This is a genomic window from Rhodanobacteraceae bacterium, assembly GCA_016713135.1.
Lineage (GTDB): Bacteria > Pseudomonadota > Gammaproteobacteria > Xanthomonadales > SZUA-5 > JADKFD01.
Genome location: JADJPR010000012.1, coordinates 252,374 through 272,273 on the forward strand (window position 1 = coordinate 252,374; position 19,900 = coordinate 272,273).

At 68.8% G+C, this 19,900-nt stretch carries 19 protein-coding genes; 11 read left to right on the forward strand and 8 right to left on the reverse strand.

What is annotated here, in order from left to right; translation table 11 throughout:
- The first annotated feature begins 13 nt into the window (after window positions 1-13).
- The 3 genes from IPK27_12135 (at window position 14) to IPK27_12145 (ending at window position 4,720) form a co-directional block, all read left to right on the forward strand.
- Window positions 14-1,369: an FAD binding domain-containing protein gene (locus tag IPK27_12135; protein MBK8068340.1), complete on the forward strand. Its 1,356-nt coding sequence runs from the start codon at window positions 14-16 to the stop codon at window positions 1,367-1,369.
- A 184-nt stretch (window positions 1,370-1,553) separates the two neighbouring features.
- Window positions 1,554-3,851, forward strand: coding sequence for a xanthine dehydrogenase molybdopterin binding subunit (xdhB, locus tag IPK27_12140; GenBank protein MBK8068341.1), 2,298 nt, complete (start codon window positions 1,554-1,556; stop codon window positions 3,849-3,851).
- A complete protein-coding gene (locus tag IPK27_12145) occupies window positions 3,848-4,720 on the forward strand; it encodes an XdhC family protein (protein ID MBK8068342.1) in 873 nt (290 codons plus the stop codon). Before xdhB ends, IPK27_12145 begins: the two co-directional genes overlap by 4 nt.
- 149 nt (window positions 4,721-4,869) lie before the next feature.
- Here IPK27_12145 and bioH read toward each other — a convergent pair whose 3' ends face one another.
- From bioH to IPK27_12160, 3 genes are all read right to left on the reverse strand, one after another.
- Complete coding sequence (gene bioH, locus IPK27_12150) at window positions 4,870-5,622, reverse strand: pimeloyl-ACP methyl ester esterase BioH (protein ID MBK8068343.1); 753 nt, start codon at window positions 5,620-5,622, stop codon at window positions 4,870-4,872.
- Between the two features lie 110 nt (window positions 5,623-5,732).
- Window positions 5,733-7,421: a glycosyltransferase family 39 protein gene (locus IPK27_12155; protein MBK8068344.1), complete on the reverse strand. Its 1,689-nt coding sequence runs from the start codon at window positions 7,419-7,421 to the stop codon at window positions 5,733-5,735.
- A gap of 14 nt (window positions 7,422-7,435) precedes the next feature.
- Window positions 7,436-8,314, reverse strand: coding sequence for a hypothetical protein (locus IPK27_12160; GenBank protein ID MBK8068345.1), 879 nt, complete (start codon window positions 8,312-8,314; stop codon window positions 7,436-7,438).
- Window positions 8,315-8,421: 107 nt separating this feature from the next.
- On the opposite strand from IPK27_12160, the gene IPK27_12165 reads away from it, so the two are divergent.
- Entirely contained in the window at window positions 8,422-9,675 is a 1,254-nt protein-coding gene (locus IPK27_12165; protein ID MBK8068346.1) for an MgtC/SapB family protein, read from the forward strand.
- 18 nt (window positions 9,676-9,693) lie between these two features.
- On the opposite strand, the gene IPK27_12170 is transcribed toward IPK27_12165, so the two are convergent.
- The gene (locus IPK27_12170; protein ID MBK8068347.1) at window positions 9,694-10,104 is read right to left on the reverse strand and encodes a hypothetical protein; all 411 of its coding nucleotides are present in this window, start codon (window positions 10,102-10,104) and stop codon (window positions 9,694-9,696) included.
- Window positions 10,088-10,651, reverse strand: a complete 564-nt coding sequence (locus tag IPK27_12175; GenBank protein MBK8068348.1) for an RNA polymerase sigma factor — start codon at window positions 10,649-10,651, stop codon at window positions 10,088-10,090. Before IPK27_12175 ends, IPK27_12170 begins: the two co-directional genes overlap by 17 nt.
- A 377-nt stretch (window positions 10,652-11,028) precedes the next feature.
- On the opposite strand from IPK27_12175, the gene IPK27_12180 reads away from it, so the two are divergent.
- From IPK27_12180 to IPK27_12205, 6 genes are all read left to right on the forward strand, one after another.
- A complete protein-coding gene (locus tag IPK27_12180; protein MBK8068349.1) occupies window positions 11,029-11,391 on the forward strand; it encodes a DUF971 domain-containing protein in 363 nt (120 codons plus the stop codon).
- Window positions 11,388-12,506 carry a PLP-dependent transferase gene (locus IPK27_12185; protein MBK8068350.1) on the forward strand — a complete coding sequence of 373 codons (1,119 nt, stop codon included), beginning with the start codon at window positions 11,388-11,390 and terminating at the stop codon, window positions 12,504-12,506. The genes IPK27_12180 and IPK27_12185 overlap by 4 nt, the downstream gene beginning before the upstream one ends.
- On the forward strand, window positions 12,503-13,201 hold the full coding sequence (bioD, locus tag IPK27_12190) for a dethiobiotin synthase (GenBank protein ID MBK8068351.1): 699 nt from the start codon (window positions 12,503-12,505) through the stop codon (window positions 13,199-13,201). Before IPK27_12185 ends, bioD begins: the two co-directional genes overlap by 4 nt.
- An 11-nt stretch (window positions 13,202-13,212) precedes the next feature.
- Window positions 13,213-14,421 (forward strand): class I SAM-dependent methyltransferase, encoded by a 1,209-nt coding sequence (locus tag IPK27_12195; protein ID MBK8068352.1) that lies wholly within the window; start codon window positions 13,213-13,215, stop codon window positions 14,419-14,421.
- A 256-nt stretch (window positions 14,422-14,677) separates the two neighbouring features.
- The gene (locus IPK27_12200) at window positions 14,678-15,010 is read left to right on the forward strand and encodes a hypothetical protein (GenBank protein ID MBK8068353.1); all 333 of its coding nucleotides are present in this window, start codon (window positions 14,678-14,680) and stop codon (window positions 15,008-15,010) included.
- A gap of 134 nt (window positions 15,011-15,144) precedes the next feature.
- Entirely contained in the window at window positions 15,145-15,921 is a 777-nt protein-coding gene (locus tag IPK27_12205; GenBank protein ID MBK8068354.1) for an AMP nucleosidase, read from the forward strand.
- 9 nt (window positions 15,922-15,930) lie between these two features.
- Here IPK27_12205 and IPK27_12210 read toward each other — a convergent pair whose 3' ends face one another.
- Window positions 15,931-16,263, reverse strand: coding sequence for a hypothetical protein (locus tag IPK27_12210; protein ID MBK8068355.1), 333 nt, complete (start codon window positions 16,261-16,263; stop codon window positions 15,931-15,933).
- Window positions 16,264-16,453: 190 nt separating this feature from the next.
- Here IPK27_12210 and IPK27_12215 point away from each other — a divergent pair, with 190 nt between their 5' ends.
- The gene (locus tag IPK27_12215; GenBank protein ID MBK8068356.1) at window positions 16,454-16,822 is read left to right on the forward strand and encodes a hypothetical protein; all 369 of its coding nucleotides are present in this window, start codon (window positions 16,454-16,456) and stop codon (window positions 16,820-16,822) included.
- A 6-nt stretch (window positions 16,823-16,828) separates the two neighbouring features.
- Here IPK27_12215 and grxD read toward each other — a convergent pair whose 3' ends face one another.
- Window positions 16,829-17,446: a Grx4 family monothiol glutaredoxin gene (gene grxD, locus IPK27_12220; GenBank protein MBK8068357.1), complete on the reverse strand. Its 618-nt coding sequence runs from the start codon at window positions 17,444-17,446 to the stop codon at window positions 16,829-16,831.
- A 202-nt stretch (window positions 17,447-17,648) separates the two neighbouring features.
- Complete coding sequence (locus tag IPK27_12225) at window positions 17,649-19,820, reverse strand: TonB-dependent hemoglobin/transferrin/lactoferrin family receptor (GenBank protein MBK8068358.1); 2,172 nt, start codon at window positions 19,818-19,820, stop codon at window positions 17,649-17,651.
- Between the last annotated feature and the right edge of the window lie 80 nt (window positions 19,821-19,900).

The following is a 19,900-nucleotide window of genomic DNA, read 5'->3' on the forward strand; positions in this document are numbered from 1 at the left end:
TGATCTTCTCCGGATGAGCGAACCGACTTTCAGTTTGAACCAGCGGCAGGTGCCGCTGGCCGGGAGCGATCCCACCGAATCCCTGCTGCGCTGGCTCAAGCGCCAGCGCCTGACCGGTACCAAGGAAGGCTGCGGCGACGGCGATTGCGGCGCGTGCACGGTGGCACTGGTGGAGCGGGATGCGGACGGCCGCGCGCATTTCCGCGCGGTGAACGCCTGCCTGTTGCCGCTGGGCCAGCTGGCCGGGCGCGAGGTGGTCACGGTGGAGGCGCTGGCAGACGGCGCGCGGCTGCATCCGGTACAGCAGGCGCTGGTCGATTGCGCCGGCAGCCAGTGCGGCTACTGCACGCCCGGATTCGTCATGAGCCTGTTTGCCGGCTACTACGATGGCGAGTTCGACGATCACGTGATCGAAGGCAACCTGTGCCGCTGCACCGGCTATGGGCCGATCCGGCGTGCCGCGCAGCAACTGGCGTCGGTGCCGCGCGCGGACGACCGCTTCTCGGCGATGCTCGCTTGCGCCAACACCAACACCTGCGTCGGGAACTTCCACAACCCGGCAACCCTCGAAGACGCGCTGGCGCTGAAGGCTGCGCATCCCGAAGCGGCGTGGATCGCCGGCGGCACCGATCTCGGTGTGGCGCTGAGCCGCGGCCAGGCGGTCGCGCCGGTACTGATCGCGGTGGACCGGGTGGCCGAACTGCACGCGCTGGAGATCCACGCGGACCACGTCCGCATCGGCGCTGCGGTGCCGCTGTCGCGGTTGGAGCGCGAGATCCCCGGCGTGTTCCCGGCGCTCGATGCGATGCTGCCGTGGTTCGCCGCGCGCCAGGTCAAGAACCGCGCGACCATCGGCGGCAACCTGGGTAGCGCCTCGCCGATCGGCGATCTGCTGCCCTGGTTGCTGGCGCACGATGCGGTGATCGAACTCGCTGGTCCGAGCGGCACGCGCGAGGTCGCCATCGACGGCTACTTCGAGGCCTATCGCAAGACGCAACGACAGCCCGACGAGTTGATCGTGGCGGTGCGCGTGCCGCGCCTGCCTGGCCCGCAGGCCGCCTACAAGGTGGCCAAGCGCCAGACCGACGACATCAGCATCGTCGCCGCGGTGTATGCCATCGAACTCGATGCCAACCGCTGCGTGACCCGCGCGCAATTGGCCTATGGCGGCGTCGCAGCAGTCCCGCTGCGCGCCCGCCGCGCCGAGGCCGCTCTGCTCGGGCGCTCGCTCGATGGCGACACCGCCGCCGAGATCGGCGCGATCCTGCAAAGCGAGTTCACCCCGCTCGACGACCACCGCGCCAGCGCCGGCTACCGGCGCGCGCTGTGCGGGACGCTGTTTGCGAAGTTCGTGGAGGGCACACCGTGATGGGTGGGGCCGGTAGCAGAAGCGGGGCAGGGGGCAAGGGGCAGGGGACCTGTTCCGCGGCGCTGCCGGTCCTTGTCGCGGATGAGTGGACGGCGAACTTCGACAGTCTTCCATTCGGAGCTTCAGTCCAGTCCCCCTGCCCCCTGACCCCTGCCCCGCTTCTTGCCTCCGGATCCCCCACCCCATGACCCACGAAAGCGCCACCGCCCATGTCACCGGCCGTGCGGTCTACACCGACGAGTTGCGCATGCCGGTGGGCCTGTTGCGGCTGCATCCGGTACAGGCGCCGCATGCGCATGCGCGCATCCTCGGCATCGACGCGCGCGCAGCGCTGGCGATGCCCGGCGTGCATGCGGTGCTGACCGCGGCGGACATTCCAGGCGACAACAACACCGGCACCATCCTGCACGACGAGCCGCTGATCCCGGCGGACGAGGTGAGCTACTACGGCCAGGCGGTGGCCTGGGTGGTGGCCGACGATGCGCTGATCGCTCAGGCCGCGGCGCGCGTGGTGCATGTCGAGTACGAAGCGTTGCCGGCCTGCCTCGGGATCGACCAGGCGATCGCCGAGCAGCGCTTCCACCTGCCGCCGGCCAAGGTCGAGCGCGGCGGGGTGGCGCAGGCGCTGGCCAGCGCGCCGCACCGGCTGCAGGGCGAGGTGCGCTGCGGCGGGCAGGACCATTTCTACCTCGAGACCCACGCGAGCTGGGTCGAGATCGACGGCGATGGCCTGGTTCAGGTGACCTCGTCCACCCAGCACCCGTCCGAGACCCAGGCGATGGTGGCGCATGTGCTCGGGCTGCACGCGCACCAGGTGGTCTGCCGCAGCCTGCGCATGGGCGGAGGCTTCGGCGGCAAGGAGACCCAGGCCAATCCATTCGCCGCGCTCGCCGCATTGGCCGCATGGCGCAGCGGGCGCGCGGTGGCGATCCAGCTGGTGCGCAGCCTGGACATGCAGCTCACCGGCAAGCGCCACCCCTTCCTCGGGCGCTTCGACATCGGCTTCGATGGCGACGGGATGCTGCAGGCGATGGATGTGGACCTGGTGGCCGACGGCGGCTGGAGCTGCGATCTGTCGCCGCCGGTGCTGATGCGCGCGATGGTGCATGTCGACAACGCCTACTACTGCCCGCATGTGCGCGTGATCGGCCGCATCGCGAAGACCCACGCCACCTCGCACACCGCCTTCCGCGGCTTCGGCGGACCGCAGGGCGTGCTGGTGGCCGAGGAGATCGTCGACCGCATCGCGCGTCACCTCGGCCTGCCGCCGGAGCAGGTGCGCGAGCGCAATTTCTATCGCGAAGGCGAGCAGCTGCCGCGCGACACCACGCACTACGGTCAGCCGGTCGCCGACAACCACATGCCGGATCTCTGGGCGCAGCTGATGCAGCGCAGCGAGTTCGCCAGTCGCCGGCGCGAGGTCGAAGCCTTCAATGCCGCGCACACCACGCGCAAGCGCGGCCTGGCGATCACGCCGATCAAGTTCGGCATCAGCTTCAACAAGACCGAGTACAACCAGGCCGGCGCGCTGGTGCTGATCTACCAGGACGGGTCGATCCAGCTGAACCACGGCGGCACCGAGATGGGCCAGGGCCTGCACACCAAGATGATCGCGGTGGCCGCGCGCACCCTCGGCGTGGCCCCGAGGCGCATCCGCATCATGGCCACCGCCACCGACAAGGTGCCGAACACCTCCGCCACCGCGGCCAGCACCGGCTCCGACCTCAACGGCCAGGCGATCAAGGCCGCCTGCGAGACCCTGCTGGCGCGACTGCGGCCGGTGGCGGCGCGGCTGCTGGGCTGCGAATCCGAAGCCGTGCAGTTCATTGACGACCGAGTCAGTGCAAGCGCAAGCACCAACACCAGCTCGATTTCCTTTGCGGAGCTGGCGCAGGCGGCCTACAACGCACGCATCAGCCTGTCCGCCACCGGCTACTACCGCACGCCGGTGATCCACTGGGATCCGGCGGCCGGCAAGGGCCACCCCTTCTACTACTTCGCCTTCGGCGCCGCGGTGGCCGAGGTCGAGGTCTGCACCCACACCGGCGTGCACCAGTTGCGCCGGGTGGACATCCTGCACGACGTCGGCGAGTCGCTGAACGAGGTGATCGACCGCGGCCAGGTCGAGGGCGGCTTCGTCCAGGGCATGGGCTGGCTCACCTGCGAAGAACTGGTCTGGGGCAGCAATGGCCGCCTGCTCACCGACGCGCCGAGCACCTACAAGATTCCGACCGCGGGTGATGTGCCGGTCGATTTCCGCCTCGACCTGTACCGGCGCACCGCGCCACCCGGGACCGATGTGATCTACGGCAGCAAGGCGGTCGGCGAGCCACCGCTGATGCTCGCCTTCTGCGTGCGCGAGGCGCTGCGCGATGCGGTCGCGGCCTGCGGCAACGGCGGCATCGTGGAACTGGCCGCGCCGGCCACGCCGGAGGCGATCTTTCGCGCGATCCGCGCGCAGCAGGCAGCGGCGCGCGCTTGAACGAGCGCCTGTTCGCCGACCTGGTCGGCTGGCTGGAGAACGGCCCGGTGGTGCTCGCCAGCGTCATCGCGACCCGCGGCGCGACCCCACGCAAGACGGGCGCGCGCATGCTCATCGACGCGCAGCGCACCGCGCACAGCATCGGCGGCGGCATGGCCGAGGCGCGGGTGATCGCCGCGGCGCGGGCGTTGCTGTCCTCGCAGGGCACCGTCCATGAGGTTCAGATCGATCTCAGCGGCGCCGCCGATGCCGCCGGCGTGTGCGGCGGCCGGATGCACCTGGCGCTGCGCCGCTGGGCGGGCGCGGCCGACCGCGCGCGCGCGCAGGCGCTGGCGCGCACGCTCGCCGCGGGCGAGCCGGTGGCTCTGGACGCAGGGGATGTCGGCGCGGCCGATGGCGCTTGCTTGGTTGCGCCCGATCCGCGCCTGGTAATCATCGGCGGCGGCCACTGCGGGCGCGCGCTGTACGAGCTGGCGCGATTCCTCGACTACGAGATCTGGATCTTCGATCCGCGCGCGGAGTACGCGGACCCCGCCAGCTACCCCGACGCGCGCGTGCTGAGTGGCGGGTTCGAGCAGTTGCGCGCGGCGCTCGCCACCCGTCGCGCGCTCGATGTGGTGCTGCTGAACCGCGACTACGCCAGTGACGTGGCCACGCTGCGGGTGCTCGCCGGCAGCGAGTTCGCCTTCCTCGGCATGATGGGCAGCCGCCGTCGCATCGCCCAGGTGCTCGGCGCATTGCCGCCGGATCAGGCGGCGCACCTGTCCGCGCTGCGCGCGCCGGTCGGCATCGAGATCGGCGCACAGACCCCGCACGAGATCGCGGTCAGCGTGCTGGCGCACCTGATCCAGGTGCGCGCCGCCAAGTAGCGCCGCACGGGCCGCATCAAGGCTGCTGGTGGGAGTGGTTTCAGCCGCGATCTCTTGCTGGCGGCCGCCGGAAAGATCGCCGACAGAGTCGGCTCCCACAGGTCCGCGGTTTGCGAGCTTCGCTGCCGACAACCGATCAGCGCCTCGCGTCAGGCAAGAAACCCACGGATGGCATCGGCCACCAGCGTGGGCTGGCTCAGGAAAGGCGCGTGTCCGGCGCGGTCAATCCGCTGGAAGCGGCTGCCGGGCGTCAGCGCCGCGGCGGCCTGCATGCCCGGCCACGGTACCAGCCGGTCGCGTTGGCCGGCCAGCCACAGGCTTGGGACTTGCAGCCCTGGCAGCTCAGAGCGCAGATCGGTATCGGCCAGGATGCGCAGGCCGTCGTCGAGGATGCGCGGGTCCGAGGGCGGGCATTCGGCCAGGCGTTCCCGCAGCCAGCGGATCTCCTCGCGCGGGTGCGCGTCGCCATGCACCTCCAGGGCGATGAAACGTTCGATGGTCGCGCGGTAATCGCGCGCCAGGTCGGCCGCGAACTCCTCGAACACCGTATGCGTGACGGCGTGTGGCCAGTCCGGGCCGACCACGAAACGCGGCGAGGCGGCGATCGCGATCACGCCTTTCACCCGCTCCGGCGCGCGCACCGCCGCCTCCAGCGCGAACAGCCCGCCGAGCGACCAACCCAGCCACGGCGCCGGCGGCAGCCATTGCAGCAGGCGCTCGACGGTGGGTTCCAGGGCCAGCCCGTCGCGCTCCTCGCTCAACCCGTGCCCCGGCAGATCGACCAGATGGCACTCGAAACTCGCCGCCAACTCCCGCACAAGCGGCGCGAACACCCCGCCATGCATGGCCCAGCCATGCAGCAGGATCAGCGGAGGGCCGTGGCCGGTGGTGTGGAGGTGCATGAGTGATGGAGCGTGAAAAGTGAAAGGTGAAAAGTGAAGAGTCGGGGCAAAGCGCGAATGGGGCGGCGTTGCCGACCTTTCGCTTTTCACCTTTCACCTTTCACTGCTTGTCAGTGCCAAGCCACCTTGTGCCTGCGCCGGGCTTCCTCCGAATGCGGCAGGCATTGCTCGCGCAGGGCTTCGGCGTTGACCAGGAACCAGCGGCGGCGGTTGGCCTCGCCGACGACGGTGGCGCGTTCGATCAGGAAGCAGGTCTCCAGCGACAGCTTCTGCGCCAGCACCCAGCGGTTGGCGGGTTTCTCGCGCAGCCATGCGACGGCGGCAAGTTCCTGGTCGGCGCGTGGGGCGAGGAAGCCGAACACGGTGGCGGGGCGGTCGGCCATCAGCAGGTTCTGTTCCTTCCAGCTGAGCAGCGCGAGCTCCGCGTCCGGGCCGATCAGCGCGCCGGCCTTCTCCATCACGCCGCGCGCTGAGCGCGAGTCGTTGATCACCGGGTAAGCCCACAGGCCGTAGATCAGCGAGATGCCGGTCAGGGTGCCGGCCAGGGCCAGCGCGCCGCGGCGCGGGCGGAACACAGCACTCGCAACCAGCCCGACAATGCCCATCGCCAGCGTGATGTGCCAGGGATCCAGGCCGCGCAGGCTGCGCAGGCGTTCGGCGAAGGCAGGCTCCCCAACGATCGCGTACAGCGAGCCGGCGCTCAGCAGCAGAGCGAGCACCAGCGCCAACGCGAACAAGGTGCGCTGGACCGCGACGCGCTTGAGCAGCGCCGGCAGCAGCGGCGCCAACGCGAGCACCAGCATCGGCAGCGCCGGCAGGACGTACACATCGCGCTTGCCGCCCGACAGCGAGAAGAAGAACACGATCAGCACCACGAACGACAGCGGCAGCCACACCCGCGCCGGGCGCTGGCCGCGGCGCCAGCCGCGCCACCAGTGCGGTACCGCCCACAGCAGCGCGAAGGACGCCGGCAGCCACAGCGAGGCGATCACCCCGAGGTAGTACCACGCGGGTTTCAGGTGGTGCGTGGGTTCGAGGTAGCGCGAGGCGGTCTGCCCGAACAGGATGTCCTTGGCGTAGGCGTTGTAATCCGGGTTGTCCAGGCGCCACACGGTCAGCAGCATCGGCAGCAGCCACAGCGAGACCGCGCCGAGGAAGGCGAGTACCGCAACTGCGCTGCGCTTGCCGTCGAAGGGCCGTGGCGGTGGCAGGCCCTGCCAGCCCAGGCGTCGCCCGAGCAGGGCCAGCGGCAGCAGCAGCAGCGCGAGGAAGGCCACGCCCTTGGTGATGGTGCCGATGCCGGCGGCGAAGCAACCGATCCACAGCCAGCGCCAGTCCGGACCCAGCAGCAGATGGCGCAGCAAGCCGTATCCCGCCAGGGTGAAGATGCCAAGCAGCGTCCCGTCGATCTGCGCGGTGCGCGCCTGGAAGGTGAAGTGCAGCGTGAACAGCAGCGTCGCCGCCGCGATCCAGGCCACGCGGCGGCCGTGCAGGCGCCGGGACAGGTCGAACACCAGTGCCAGCGTCAGCAGGCCGGACAGCAGTGAGGGCAGCAGGAAGCCGATTCGCCACGAGCCGGTCAGCATCGAGGCGGCGGCCTGCATCCACATGAACATCGGCGGCTTGTCCGAGTACAGCTCGTTGCCGCGATGCGGGAACAGCCACTCGCCGCTGTCGACCATCTGCTTGGCCACCAGCGCGAAACGCGGCTCGTCGGCCGGCCACGGATCGCGCAGGCCGATGCCGGCGCCGATCAGCAGCAGGGCGAGCGCCAGCAGCCACCAGAACTGCGGCTGCAGGCGCCCGCGCGCGGTCACTGCGCCTTCTCCAGCAGCACACCGGTTCTGCCGAACACCTTGTCGTCCCACTTCATTGCGGTCAGCGAGTTTCCATTCGAATACAGCACCAGCGCGGGATGCACACCCTCGCCCGCGCCCGCGAGCTGCCCGATAACCTGCGAGCCGCGTTGCTGCCAGTTGCCGGCGAACTCGCGCTTGCCGCGAATGATGAGCTTCAGGCTTCCACCACTGTCCAGGTTCAGCGACAGCATGTCTCCGCTTGCGAGCTTGCCGGCGAATTGACCACTGATGTCGTGGCGCCGGAGCTGCTCTTCGTACTGCGCGAAGTAGGGCACCAGCGTGCCGATAGCGTCCTCTATCGCGCCGCGCAGGTCGGCGTAGCGGCCTGGGCCCTTGGCCTCTTCTGGACGGATCACGACCATGCCCATGTCCTGGGTGGTGAACGCGATGCTGCCCGGGCTGTTGGCGTGGTTTTCGCCCCACTCCTTGAGGTTCACGCGATAAAAGGTGAGCAATCGCTGCGGTTCGTCCTTGACGGCCAGCTCGACGACCATCGCTGACTCCGCCAGCGGCGAGATCTTCTTCGCCTCCTCGAGGGGTAGTTCACGCCAGCTGACATCGTCGGCGCGCCAGCTCTGCGGCAGGGTGAAAGCGAGCCCGATTCCGGGCGCCTCGACACGGCCCGCAACCGGTTCCTTCTCGCCGGCAACCGGGCCGGGCGCCCATGCGGGCAATTCCATTGTCGGCGCGGTCTGCGCTGCAGCGGAGTTCTCCGGCGCGGCCTTTGGTTCCTCGGCCTGCGCACCGCCGATGGCCAGCGCAAGAATGCCTGCCAGCCAATAAGCACGTGTGTCCATGGGTGTGTTCCTGCGTTCAAACCGGCGAAGGAGCATAGCGGAGGCCGCTTGAAGGCGCGTGGAACGCGAGCAGTCGCGCGCAAGGCATGAGCCAAGCCCGGTGGCGGCTTGCGTCCGCGCTGTTACCGCAGGATGCTGCAGCGATGAATGCTGAATTCCCACCCCTGGATCTGCTGTTCGGCTTCGGCGTCGCGCTGGGGCTGGGCCTGCTGATCGGCATCGAGCGCGAACGGCGCAAGGCAGGTAGCGCTGATCGCAGCGCAGCAGGGGTGCGCAGCTTCACCCTGGTGGCATTGATGGGCGCGTTGTCTACTCACCTGGGTCTGCCGGCGATGCTGCTGGCCGGAGCTTTCGTCGGCCTCGCCGCGCTGCTGTCCTATGTGCGTTCGAGCACCGAAGACCCCGGACTGACCACCGAAATCGCGCTGCTGCTGACCTTCCTCCTCGGCGTGCTTGCAACGACCGAGCCCGCGCTGGCGGCGGCGCTCGGCGTCGCGGTGGCGATCCTGCTGGCCGGCAAGTCCAGATTGCACCACTTCGCGCAGACCGTGCTGACACCGCAGGAGACCCATGACGGCCTGCTGCTGCTCGCCTCGGTGCTGATCGTGCTGCCCTTGCTGCCGGGCGGCAGTGTCGATCCCTGGGGCGTTCTGGAGATCCGCAAGCTGTGGGCGATCGTCATCCTGATCATGGCGATCGGCGCCGCCGGGCATGTCGCGCTGCGCGTGTTCGGGCCGCGCATCGGCTTGCCGCTGGCGGGCTTCGTCGGCGGCTTCGTGTCCAGCGCGGCGACCATCGCGGCGATGGGGCAGCGCGCCACGCGCGACCCAGCGCGCGCCCAGGAGGCCGCCGCCGCGGGCATGGCCAGCAGCGTGGCGACCACGGTGCTGATGACCATCCTGCTGGGCAGCACCTCACCGGGACTGCTGCGCGCGGTCTGGCCGATGCTGATGGCGGGCACCCTGGTGGCGCTGGCGTTTGCGTTGTGGCTGGCGCGGCGGGCGCGCACCAGCAGCGTCGATCCGGCAGCCTCGGGCGGGCGCCCGTTCAGCCCGATCGAGGCCATCCGCTTTGCCGGCCTGCTGGCGGCGGTGCTGCTGCTGTCGGCGGCGCTGAAGGACTGGCTCGGCAGTTCCGGCGTCTGGGTGGCTGCGGCCACGGCCGGACTGGCGGATGTGCACGCGGTGACCCTGTCGATGGGTCAGTTGGCCGCAAGCGGCGCCATCGACGTGGAAGCTGCGCGCTGGGCGCTGGTGCTCGGCTTCGCGACCAACCTGCTGACCAAGGTGTTTCTCGCCTGGCGCGCCGGGAGCGACTACTTCCGTCGTTTGTGGCCCGGCCACGCAGCCATGTTGCTTGCGGTGGCCGGAACCGCCGCGGTACCGGTGCCCTTCTGACCCGGCGCCCGCTCGGGCTCAGTTCGCCTCGAAACTGCCGCCGAACAGCTCGGGCGCCTCGAAGGACATTTCGCCGATCCGGTCGCCGGGCGCGGAGGGCATCTGCGCCATCTGCTGCGATTCCAGATTGCCGGGCGCGGGCATGCGAGGCATCGCCATCACCGCCGCGAGGATCGCCAGGCTCGCCGCGACCCCGGCCAGCGGACGCCACCACGGCTGGGCAGCGGCCTGCACCGCCGGCTTCTGCGCCAACGCCACCCAGTCGCGCGCCGTCTCGGCACCACCGCCCGCAAGCCGCATCGCGAGCTTCATGTCGCGAGCCAATGCCGGGTCCGTCAACGCACGCCGGGCCAGCGCCAGGCGCTCTTCGGGCGCCAGGCGCCCCTGGGCCAGCTGGGTCAGCATCTCGATGTCATGCGCCGCGTTCATCGTCGTCCGTTCCTGCTTCCTGGGCCCCGGCGCGCACGGCGTCGAGGCTGCGATACACGGTGTTGCGCGCCTTGGACTCGGTCCAGCCCAGCAGATCGCCGATCTCCTGGGTGGTGAAACCCTGCAGATACAGACCAACCGCCTGCGCCTTCTCCGGATCGACCCGCTGCAACTGCTCAAGCACCGCCAGCAATTGTGCGCGCTGCTCCATCCGGGAGCCGGTATCGGACACATCGCCGGTAGACCAGGGTTCGAGGTGTTCCAGGCCCACATGCTCGGAATCCCCGCCCCGCACCTGCCGGCGGCGCGCCGCGTCGATCGCCACGCTCAACACCACACTGCGAATGAAGGACGCAGGCTTGTCCCAATTCCTCTCACGGCTGAGGGTCTGCCACAGGCGCAGGCGGATGTCCTGCTCGATTTCTTCCAGGTCCGCCTCGCTGCGCCGGTTGTCGATCTGCAGCAGCGTCGCCCGCACATAGCCGCTCCAGCGCTCGATGAGACGCTGGAACTCGGCTTCGTGCGGGACCTTGCGGCGGAAGAACATGGGTGCGGTGGACCAGGGGGCGGCCGAAGCTAGCGGAGGCGCGGGGAAACGTAAAACGTCACCTGATTCGTACCAATCCTCATCGCGGGAGCGCCCCAAGAGCAACAGCGTTTGGACAAGGTCCAAACCCACGCACAGCAAGCTCGCGGCATCTGTGGGTTCGGACCTTGTCCGAACGCTTTTCGCATCGCCGGGGTGGAGTCCATCGGCGTGAGGTTGATGCTGAACGGTCAACGCAGGGGTGAATCGGTCTCCAGCGGCGTCGCAATCAGATCGGCGCTGCCAGTTGACGTTTAACGTTTCACATTTCACTCCTGCCGTACACCGGCAGTCCCGCCCGGGCGCAATAATCCGCGCTCCCTCCAAGGCCCCACCCCATGCCCCAACCGATCAACCTCCGTCTGCACCAGACCTCGCGCGTGCTCGAGATCGAATTCGACAGCGGCGAGGTGTTCCGCCTGCCCTGCGAGTTGCTGCGCGTGTGGAGCCCGTCGGCCGAGGTGATGGGCCACGGGCCCGACCAGCGCGTGCTGCAAATCGGCAAGGAGAATGTGAACATCAGGGCGATCCACCCGGTCGGCCATTACGCGGTGGTGCTGGAGTTCGATGACGGCCACAGCACCGGCATCTATTCCTGGACCTTCCTGCACGAGCTGGGGAGCAACCAGGGCGATTACTGGCAGCGCTACCTGGCCGAGCTGGCGGCCGCGGGCATCGAGCGCAAGGAGCCTTCCGCATGAAACCCGAGACGATCGCCGTGCACGCGGGCGCCGAGATCGACCGCGAGACCGGCGCGGTGTCGCCGCCGATCCATTTGTCGACCACCTTTGAGCACCCACCCGATGTGGGCGAGCTGAAGGGCTATCTCTACGGCCGCTACGCCAACCCCACCCAGGACCGGCTGGAAACCGCGCTGGCCGCGATCGAGGGCGGCGCCCTCGCGCGCGCCTTCGCCTCCGGCATGGCCGCGGCGTCCGCGCTGCTGCAGAACCTGCCGGCCGGCGGCCATGTGCTGATGGCGGACGACACCTATTTCGCCATCCGCAAGCTGGCGCAGACCTGGTTCCCGCGCTGGGGCCTGAGCCTGGAACTGGTCGACATGACCGATGCCGCGGCGGTGCGCGCGGCGCTCAAGCCGAACACCTGCTGCCTGTGGGCGGAGACGCCGTCGAACCCGCTGATCAAGCTCTCGGCGATCGCGCCGCTTGCGGCCATCGCGCGTGCGGCCGGCGCGGTGCTGGTGGTCGATGCGACCTTCGCCACGCCGTTGCTGCTGCAACCGCTGGCGCTCGGCGCCGATGTGGTGATGCACTCGACCACCAAGTACCTCGCCGGCCACAGCGATGTCACCGGCGGCGCGCTGGTGTTCGCGCGCGACGGCGCGCTGGCGCAGGCGGTGGACGAGACCCGCAAGCTGCAGGGCGCCATCGCCAATCCCTTCGCCTCCTGGCTGGTGCTGCGCGGTTTGCGCACGCTGGCGCCGCGCATCGACTGGCACCAGCGCAACGCCAGCGCCGTCGCCGCTTTCCTGGCGGCACACCCACGCGTGGCCAAGGTGCATTACCCGGGCCTGGCCAGCCACCCGCAGCACGCGCTGGTCGGTGCCGAAATGCGCGGGCCGGGCGGCATGCTGAGCTTCGAGGTCGCCGGCACGCGCGCCGACACGCTCGCTGTCGCCGAGCGCCTCAAGCTCTTCGTCAACGCCACCAGCCTCGGCGGCTTCGAGAGCCTGGTCGAGCACCGGCGCTCCTCGGAAGGTCCGAGCAGCACCACGCCCGAGACCCTGCTGCGCCTGTCGGTGGGCCTTGAGCATGCTGACGACCTGATTGCCGACCTGCACCAGGCGCTGGCGTGAAGCTGTTCGTCAGCGGCACCGACACCGGCATCGGCAAGACCTACGTCACCGCGGGCCTGGTGCGCGCGCTGCGCGCGGCCGGGCGCGATGCGAGCGCGGCCAAGCCGGTCGCCAGCGGCTATGAACTCGTCGATGGCCTCTACCGCAACGCCGATCTCGACACCCTGGCCGCGGCCAGCGGGCACTGCCCGGGTGAGCTTTGCGTCTACGGCTTCACGCCGGCCATCGCACCGCATCGCGCAGCCGAACTGTCCGGCGTGGAGATCCGGCTGCAACCCATCGTCGATGCCGTCGAGCGCCTCGCCGCGCGGCATGCGGATCTGCTGGTCGAAGGCGTCGGCGGCTTCGCCGTGCCGCTCTCGCCCGCGCTGATGCTGGCCGATCTGGTGCGCGCGCTCGGATTGCCGGTGCTGCTGGTGGTCGGGGTGCGCCTGGGCTGCATCAACCACGCGCTGCTCAGCGCCGACGCGATCCGCGCCGCCGGCCTGCCGCTGGCAGGCTGGATCGCCAACCGCATCGATCCGGCGATGGACGAGGCCCAGGCCAGCATCGATGCGATCGCCGCGCGCATCGGCGCGCCGCTGCTGGGCGAGGTCGCGCGCGATGCCGGCCCGGCGCAGTTCGCGCCGATCGCCGAGCGGCTGCTGCGGGAACCCGCGGCGCCCGGTGGCGTCCATTCCCGACGACCCGCCTGAGCCCACGCCCGATGACCGCCGTCGAGATCATTTCGCTGACCCTGCACCCCGATCCGCCGCATGGCGACCAGCCGCTGGTGGTCGAAGTGCGCTGCACCGTCCGCGCGCGCATCGTGTTCGAGGTCGACCTCGCGCTCGAGTTCTTCGATGCGGCCGGCCATCGCCACTGGCTGCGCTGCGCGCACCAGGACGGCGCCAACGCGGCCTGGCTGCCGGCCGGGCAGTACCGCTGGCGACTGACCGCGCCGGAGGGCAGCCTGCCGCTGGCGAGCGGCGCGCTGCACGCGACCATGCTGTACAAGGACGGCCCGACGGCGGCGCGCTCGGACACTGCGATCCGCGCGGTGCACGGCGCCAGCGTCGGCAACGGACTGGACCACGGCCGGCTGGTGCTCGACGGCAATCCCGACCCGGCGCGCCTGTCATGGCGTCGCGGCCACGAGGACTGGTTCTTCCGTCACTTCGACCACGCCGCGCCGACCGTCGGCAGCTATCTGCTGAAGGATTCGCCGCTGCTGCGCGGGCGCATCCTCGACGTCGGCTGCGGCGACGGCATCACCGACCTCGGCATGTTCCTGCGCTACCAACCCGAGCGCCTGGTCGGGGTCGATCCCTTCCGCGGCTATGAGCGCCTGGCTGAAGTCGCTGCCGCGCAGCACCTGCCGCTGGATCCCTGGCCGGCGGGGCTCGAGTTCCTCGACGCCGACGCCAATCATCTGCCGTTCCCCGACGACAGTTTCGACGTGGTGGTGTCCTGGGGCTCGGTGGAGCACATCGCCGGCGGCTACCTGCAGGCGCTGCGCGAGATGAAGCGCGTGCTGCGCCCGGATGGCCTGCTGTTCATCCACCCCGGGCTGTTTTACTCGCACGCCGGCTCGCACCTCGGTGAGTTCTCCGACGAGCCGCTGTTCCACCTGAAGAAGTCGCGCGAGGAACTGCGCGAGTTCATCCTGAATACCCCGCCCAAGCGCATGGACCGCGCCGGCCACGTCGCCAGCAATGCCGAATACTGGCAGTGGTTCACCGAGCTGAACCCGATCACCGTGGCCGGCTTCGAGCAGGAACTGCGCGCCCTCGAATTCGAACCCTGGCGCGTGGCGCTGCGCACCGAGCCGATCATCGAGTACACCCCCGAGCTCCTGGAATACCCGATGCAGGACCTCGCCACCGCCGAGCTGTACCTCAGCTGCTGGAATCGCAAGAGGCCGCGGGCGGGGTGAGGCGGGTGTTGGTGTGGGTTGTTGGTGTTGGTAAAAGCGGGCGAGGCGGTCTTGCGCTGAGCGGCTTGAATCCAACACCAACACCAGCAACCAACACGGCTCGAATCGCCAACCACGTCTCAGCTTCTACGAAAGGGGTAGGCGAACCCGGGCTTTTTCGTCGATTGCGTCGCACCAGCCCGGCCCGCCGCGCAGGCAGTCTGCGTTCCATTGAGTACCGATCGTCACGATCATCCAACGGAACAGGAGCAACGCCATGTACCCCCGCACCCTCGCCCTCGTCGCTTTCGCGTTCGCCGCTGCGTCCGCCAATGCCGCCGAGTTTGTCCCGGGCTCCGAGGTCACCGTGCAGGGCACTGTCAGCGGCTTTCACTCGCAGCGCGCCTTCTGGATGGACGTCGATGGCGATCGCGTCCTGGTCTACGGCACCCAGGCGCAGCGGGCCAGCCTCCATCGCGGCCTGCAGTTGCGCGTGGAGGGATCGGTCAGCGATGACTTCATGAAGTTCGCCGAGGTGGAACTGACCGCGCGCCGCATCGAGAGGGTGCGGGCCGGCGGCACCACCACCGCGGCCATGCCGAATCCGTGACCGTTCCAGGTGGAATCCGGATCCGCGGGCTTGCGCTGCGCGTGGATCCGGACTTCCTGATCCGCGATGTCACCCAAAGCGCCGCGCGAATGCGCGCAGAATACGCACCCCTTCACTGATCCCGAGTGGTGCTCATGCGCAGCAAGGCCGATATCGTCAGCAACTGGTTGCCGCGCTATACCGGCGCGTCGGTCGAGGCCATCGGCGAGTACGTGCTGCTGACCAATTTCCAGCACTACGTCGATGTGTTCGCGCAGGCGGGCGGCGTTGAGGTGCGTGGGCGCGACCGGCCGATGCCGAATGCCACGGTCGATGGCATCACCATGATCAATTTCGGCATGGGCAGTGCCAATGCAGCGACCATGATGGACCTGCTCAGCGCCGCCAAGCCACGCGCCGTGCTGTTCCTCGGCAAGTGCGGCGGCCTGAAGAAGAAGAACCAGTTGGGCGACCTGATCCTGCCGATCGCCGCCATCCGCGGCGAAGGCACCTCGAACGACTATCTGCTGCCCGAGGTGCCGGCGCTACCCGCTTTCCGCCTGCAGCGCGCGGTGTCGACCATGATCCGCGACCTCAACCACGACTACTGGACCGGCACGGTCTACACCACCAACCGGCGTGTGTGGGAGCACGACGGCGAGTTCAAGGAATACCTGCGCAAGACCCGCTGCATGGCCATCGACATGGAGACCGCGACCGTGTTCGCGGCCGGATTCGCCAACGGCATCCCGGCGGGGGCGCTGCTGCTGGTGTCGGATCAGCCGATGATCCCGGAGGGCGTCAAGACCGAGGCCTCGGATCGCAAGATCACCGAGAACTTCGTCCAGATCCACATCGAGATCGGCGTCGAGGCGCTCAAACTGATCCGGCGCGACGGCAAGAGCGTCAAGCACCTGCGCTTCGATGAGTGAGCGCCGGGTTTACTCGGTCAGCCCGGATCCCTGCACGGTGAACTGAAATCCAATGACGCGCGCGGGCGAATCGCCCGCCGCGGGCGCGACGGTGCAGTCCATGGTCTGCATCGACTCGCCACTGGTCCCTGGCTTGAGAATGACCTTGCCCTTGAACGTGACGTTTCCATCCGCCGCGTCGGCCTTGCTTGCCTTCAGTTCCGCCTCGTCCAGGCGGTAGACCTGACCTTGCAGACGTTTGGCGGCTTCGGCGATGCACAGGTCCGCCAAAGGGTCCTTGCCGCCGCCGCATCCTTGCAGCGCCAGCACCGAGACTGCAGCCCACATCCATTGCGCACGCATCGTCGAACCTCCCGTTCTATCGATGACTTAGCCCAGACACTTCGTGTGACTTCGAAGTAAAGCCTGAACTCGATTCTAGGTCTTTGCAACAACTCGGCGTGTGAAATTGCACAACGGCGAGTTCAATCTTCGAAACACGGCGCAAAATGCCACTGAGTGCCGCATGGCGTGAGCCACCCATGGAGTCATCATGGAATCCGCAACACCGGCGGGCCTGTGTTTCGTCACTTTTGTCGATAACGACCTGATTCACCTGGAGGGCGCGAATGGGTCCTGGCGCCGCTGGTTGCGCGATGCCGGCCTCGAGGTGTCCTGGTGGCGCGGCGGCGTGCCTTTCGCGCAGCGGGATGCCGCTGACCTCGGCGATTTCCTGCCGAAAATGGCGACGCTCGCACGCCTTGGCGTCTGCTTCGCCGAAGACTACAAGCAGGGCATGGCGCCGGCCGACATCATGCGCGACCTGCAGGAACGAGGCCTGCTGCGCCAACCCTTCGTGGCCGTGAGCTGGGGTGGACCGAAGGGACGCCTTCGCATTCGCCACGACCCGCCCGCGGGTTGAACCGCCTCAATGTGCGCCCGGCGCGAGCGGCAGCTTGATGGTCAGCCCGCTGCCGCGCACATCATCTACCCAGTCGACCCGCATGCCGCGCGCCTTCTGCGCCGTCGCCAGGTCCATCAGCAGGGTGATGCCGCCGCTCTCGGCGCGGATCTCGTGGCCTTGGGCGGGCTTGAGCATGAACTGCGCCTGCCAGCGGCCGTCGATGGCCAGGTGCAGCGCCATGCCGGGCTCGTCGGCCATGCCATTGCGGATGGCCTCGGCGGCGGCGGGCGTGATCTCGATCTGCGGCGGGGTGCGGTCTGGCTTGGCGACACCGAGCAATTCGTGCAGCTCGCCCGAGTTGTACATGCCGCCGATGATGTCGGAGCCACCGATCAGCTCCTTGTCGACATACAACTGAGGAATGGTCGGCCAGTTGCCGAACTCCTTGATGCCCTCGCGGATCTCGTTGTCGGCGAGCACGTCGACGCTGGCGTAGTTGTCCAGCAGGCCATTCAGGATGCCCGCAGCGGTCGCGGAAAAACCGCAACGCGGCGCATGCCGCGTGCCTTTCATGAACAGCACTACTCGGTTCTGGTCGAGCAGGGCCTCGATGCGCTGGCGGGTGTCGGTGGTCAAGGGCATGGCGCGGGGTCCGGCATGGGGGGATGGCGGCTAGTCTAGCGGCCGGAGTCTGAAGCCGGTGTTGGTGTTGGTTATTGGTGTTGGTTATTGGTGTTGGTGTTGGTTGTTGGTGTTGGTTGTTGGTGTTGGTCAGAGCAGGAGCCGCCAGTCCGCCGTGTGCGGCTCTCTCCAACACCAACAACCCGCACCAACACCCGCCTCATCACCACGCATACCGCACCGTCGCCCCGAACTGCCGCCCCGGCTGGGTGTAGAGGTCCACCTCGCGTGCCCCTTGCGGCAGGCCGCGCACGCCGCTCCACAGCCAGTAACGGCGGTCGGTCAGGTTGAAGGCGCCGAGGTCCAGTTGCAGGCGGTCGGCGACCTGGATGCGCCAGTAAGCGTCCAGCGTCGCGTAGCCCGGCGTGCGGAACACCGCGCCTGCGCTGTCGTCCACCCGGTCCTTGGCCTGCACCGCGTTGGCGACCAGCTCGATGCGGTGGCGGCCGGACAGGCTGTCGTAGGACACGCCGAGGGTCAGCTTGCCGGGCTCGACGCTGTTCAGCGGCAAGTCGCGCGCCTCGTCGTTGCCGCGGGTCCAGGCCAGCGCGCCGTTGAGCGCGAAGCCTTCCCATGGCAGGCTGGCTTCACCGCGCAGCTCGACACCATAGATGTGCGCGCGATCGCGGTTGATCGACTGGAACACCAGCGCACCAGCGTCATTGCGCCCGAGGTTGACGCGCGACTCGATCAGGTCGCGGTAGTGATTGTCGAAACCGACCACTTCGAAGGACACGAACTCGCCGGCGTAGCGCGCACCGAATTCAAGTCCGCGCGAGCGCTCGGGTTTCAGGTCCGGGTTCGGGATCGCCACGTAGTTGAAGGCCGGGATGGTGAAGCCGACATTGACGTCGGACACCGGCGGCGCGCGGAAGCCGAGCGCGTACTGCGCGAATAACTGGGTTGTGTGGTTCAGGTCAAAGCGCAGGCCGAGCTTGGGCGTCAATTGCGACTCGTCCAGGTCCACCGGGGTCAGCCCCGGATTGTCGGCGGCGAAGATCGCGTCGGTGCTGGCCTTCACCCGGTAATGCTCGTAGCGCAGGCCAGGGATCAGCGCCAATGCGCCGTCGCCGGGACGGATCTCGTCTTGCCAGAACGCGCCGAACTCGGTCGCCGTGGACGGCGGGAAATCGCGCACCGGGAAGCGCTCGCCGATGATCACATTGGTCACCGCGCCGGTGCTGAGGTTGGTCTCCAGCGCGTCGCGCAGCTCGTTCAGCTCGGTACGCGAAAACTCGATGCCGTACACCTGCCAGTGGCGCGCGCCGAGCGCGTCGAAACGGCCTTCCGCCTGCACGTCCAGGCCCAGCGAGTCGGTCTTGTAGAGGAAGCTGCGGTCGCGCAGCGTCGCCGGCGTGCGCGGCGCCACCGCGATGCGGGTCTGCAGCGTGCGCTGCTCGCTGCGGCTGCGCTGGCGGTACAACGTGGCGCTGAGCGCATCCAGGCCCGGCCGGTCGAAGGTCCACGCGCCGCCCAGGCTCAGGCGCTCGCGGTTGAAGTCGTCGTCGCCGAGCATCTCGCTGGTGGTCGCGTACTGGCCGGGACCGAACTCCAGCGAATCGACCTGCGTATCGGCCTGTTCGCGCGTGCGGTCCAGCATCAGGCTGAAGGCGCCGGAGCTGCCGCCGTCGAAACCCAGCTTGAGCAACTCGCTGTGCTCGTCGCGCTCGGCCGGATTGCTCGCCAGGCCGCCGTCGCGCGGCAGGTTCTCGCGTTCCTCGCCGCTGCGCCTGACCATGCCGGCGAGCACTTCGAAGCGACCGCCGCGCCAGGCCGACAGCCCGCTGACGGCCACGCTGCCGTCGCGCGTCAGTGCATTGGTTTCCGCGCGCATGCCGATGTCGCCCTGGGCGTTGGCGAGCAGTTCCCCTGGGCTCAGTGTGCGCATGCTGACCACCCCGGCCAGCGCATCGGATCCGTACAGCGTGGACGCCGGCCCGCGCAGGATCTCCATGCGCGACAGGAAGGCGGTCTCGATCGCGCCGCGCGAGGCATTCGAGAAGCTGCCGATGGCGAAGCCGTCGGCCACCGGCACGCCATCGATCTCCATGCCGACGCGATTGCCCGACAGGCCGCGGATGGCGAAACCCTGGATGCCGAAGCGCGAGGCGTCTTCCGGCGCGGAGACGCCTGGCTCGTAACGCACGGCGTCGGCCAGATCCTGCACCAGGGTCTGGTCCAGCCGCTCGCGCTCGATCAGCGACACCGTCCCCGCCACCTCGCGCGCCGGCTGCGCGCTGCGGCTGGCGACACTCACCACCGCGTCGAAGCGCTTCTCCAGTGGTTCCTCGGTCGCCGCGGCGAGCGCCAGCGGCAGCAGCAGCATCGTCAACATGGCCTACTCCCGAAATCCTTGCGACCAGACTGCGCGCGGACCCGGTGAGAAATCGATGACGTGGGTCAATTGAGAATGGT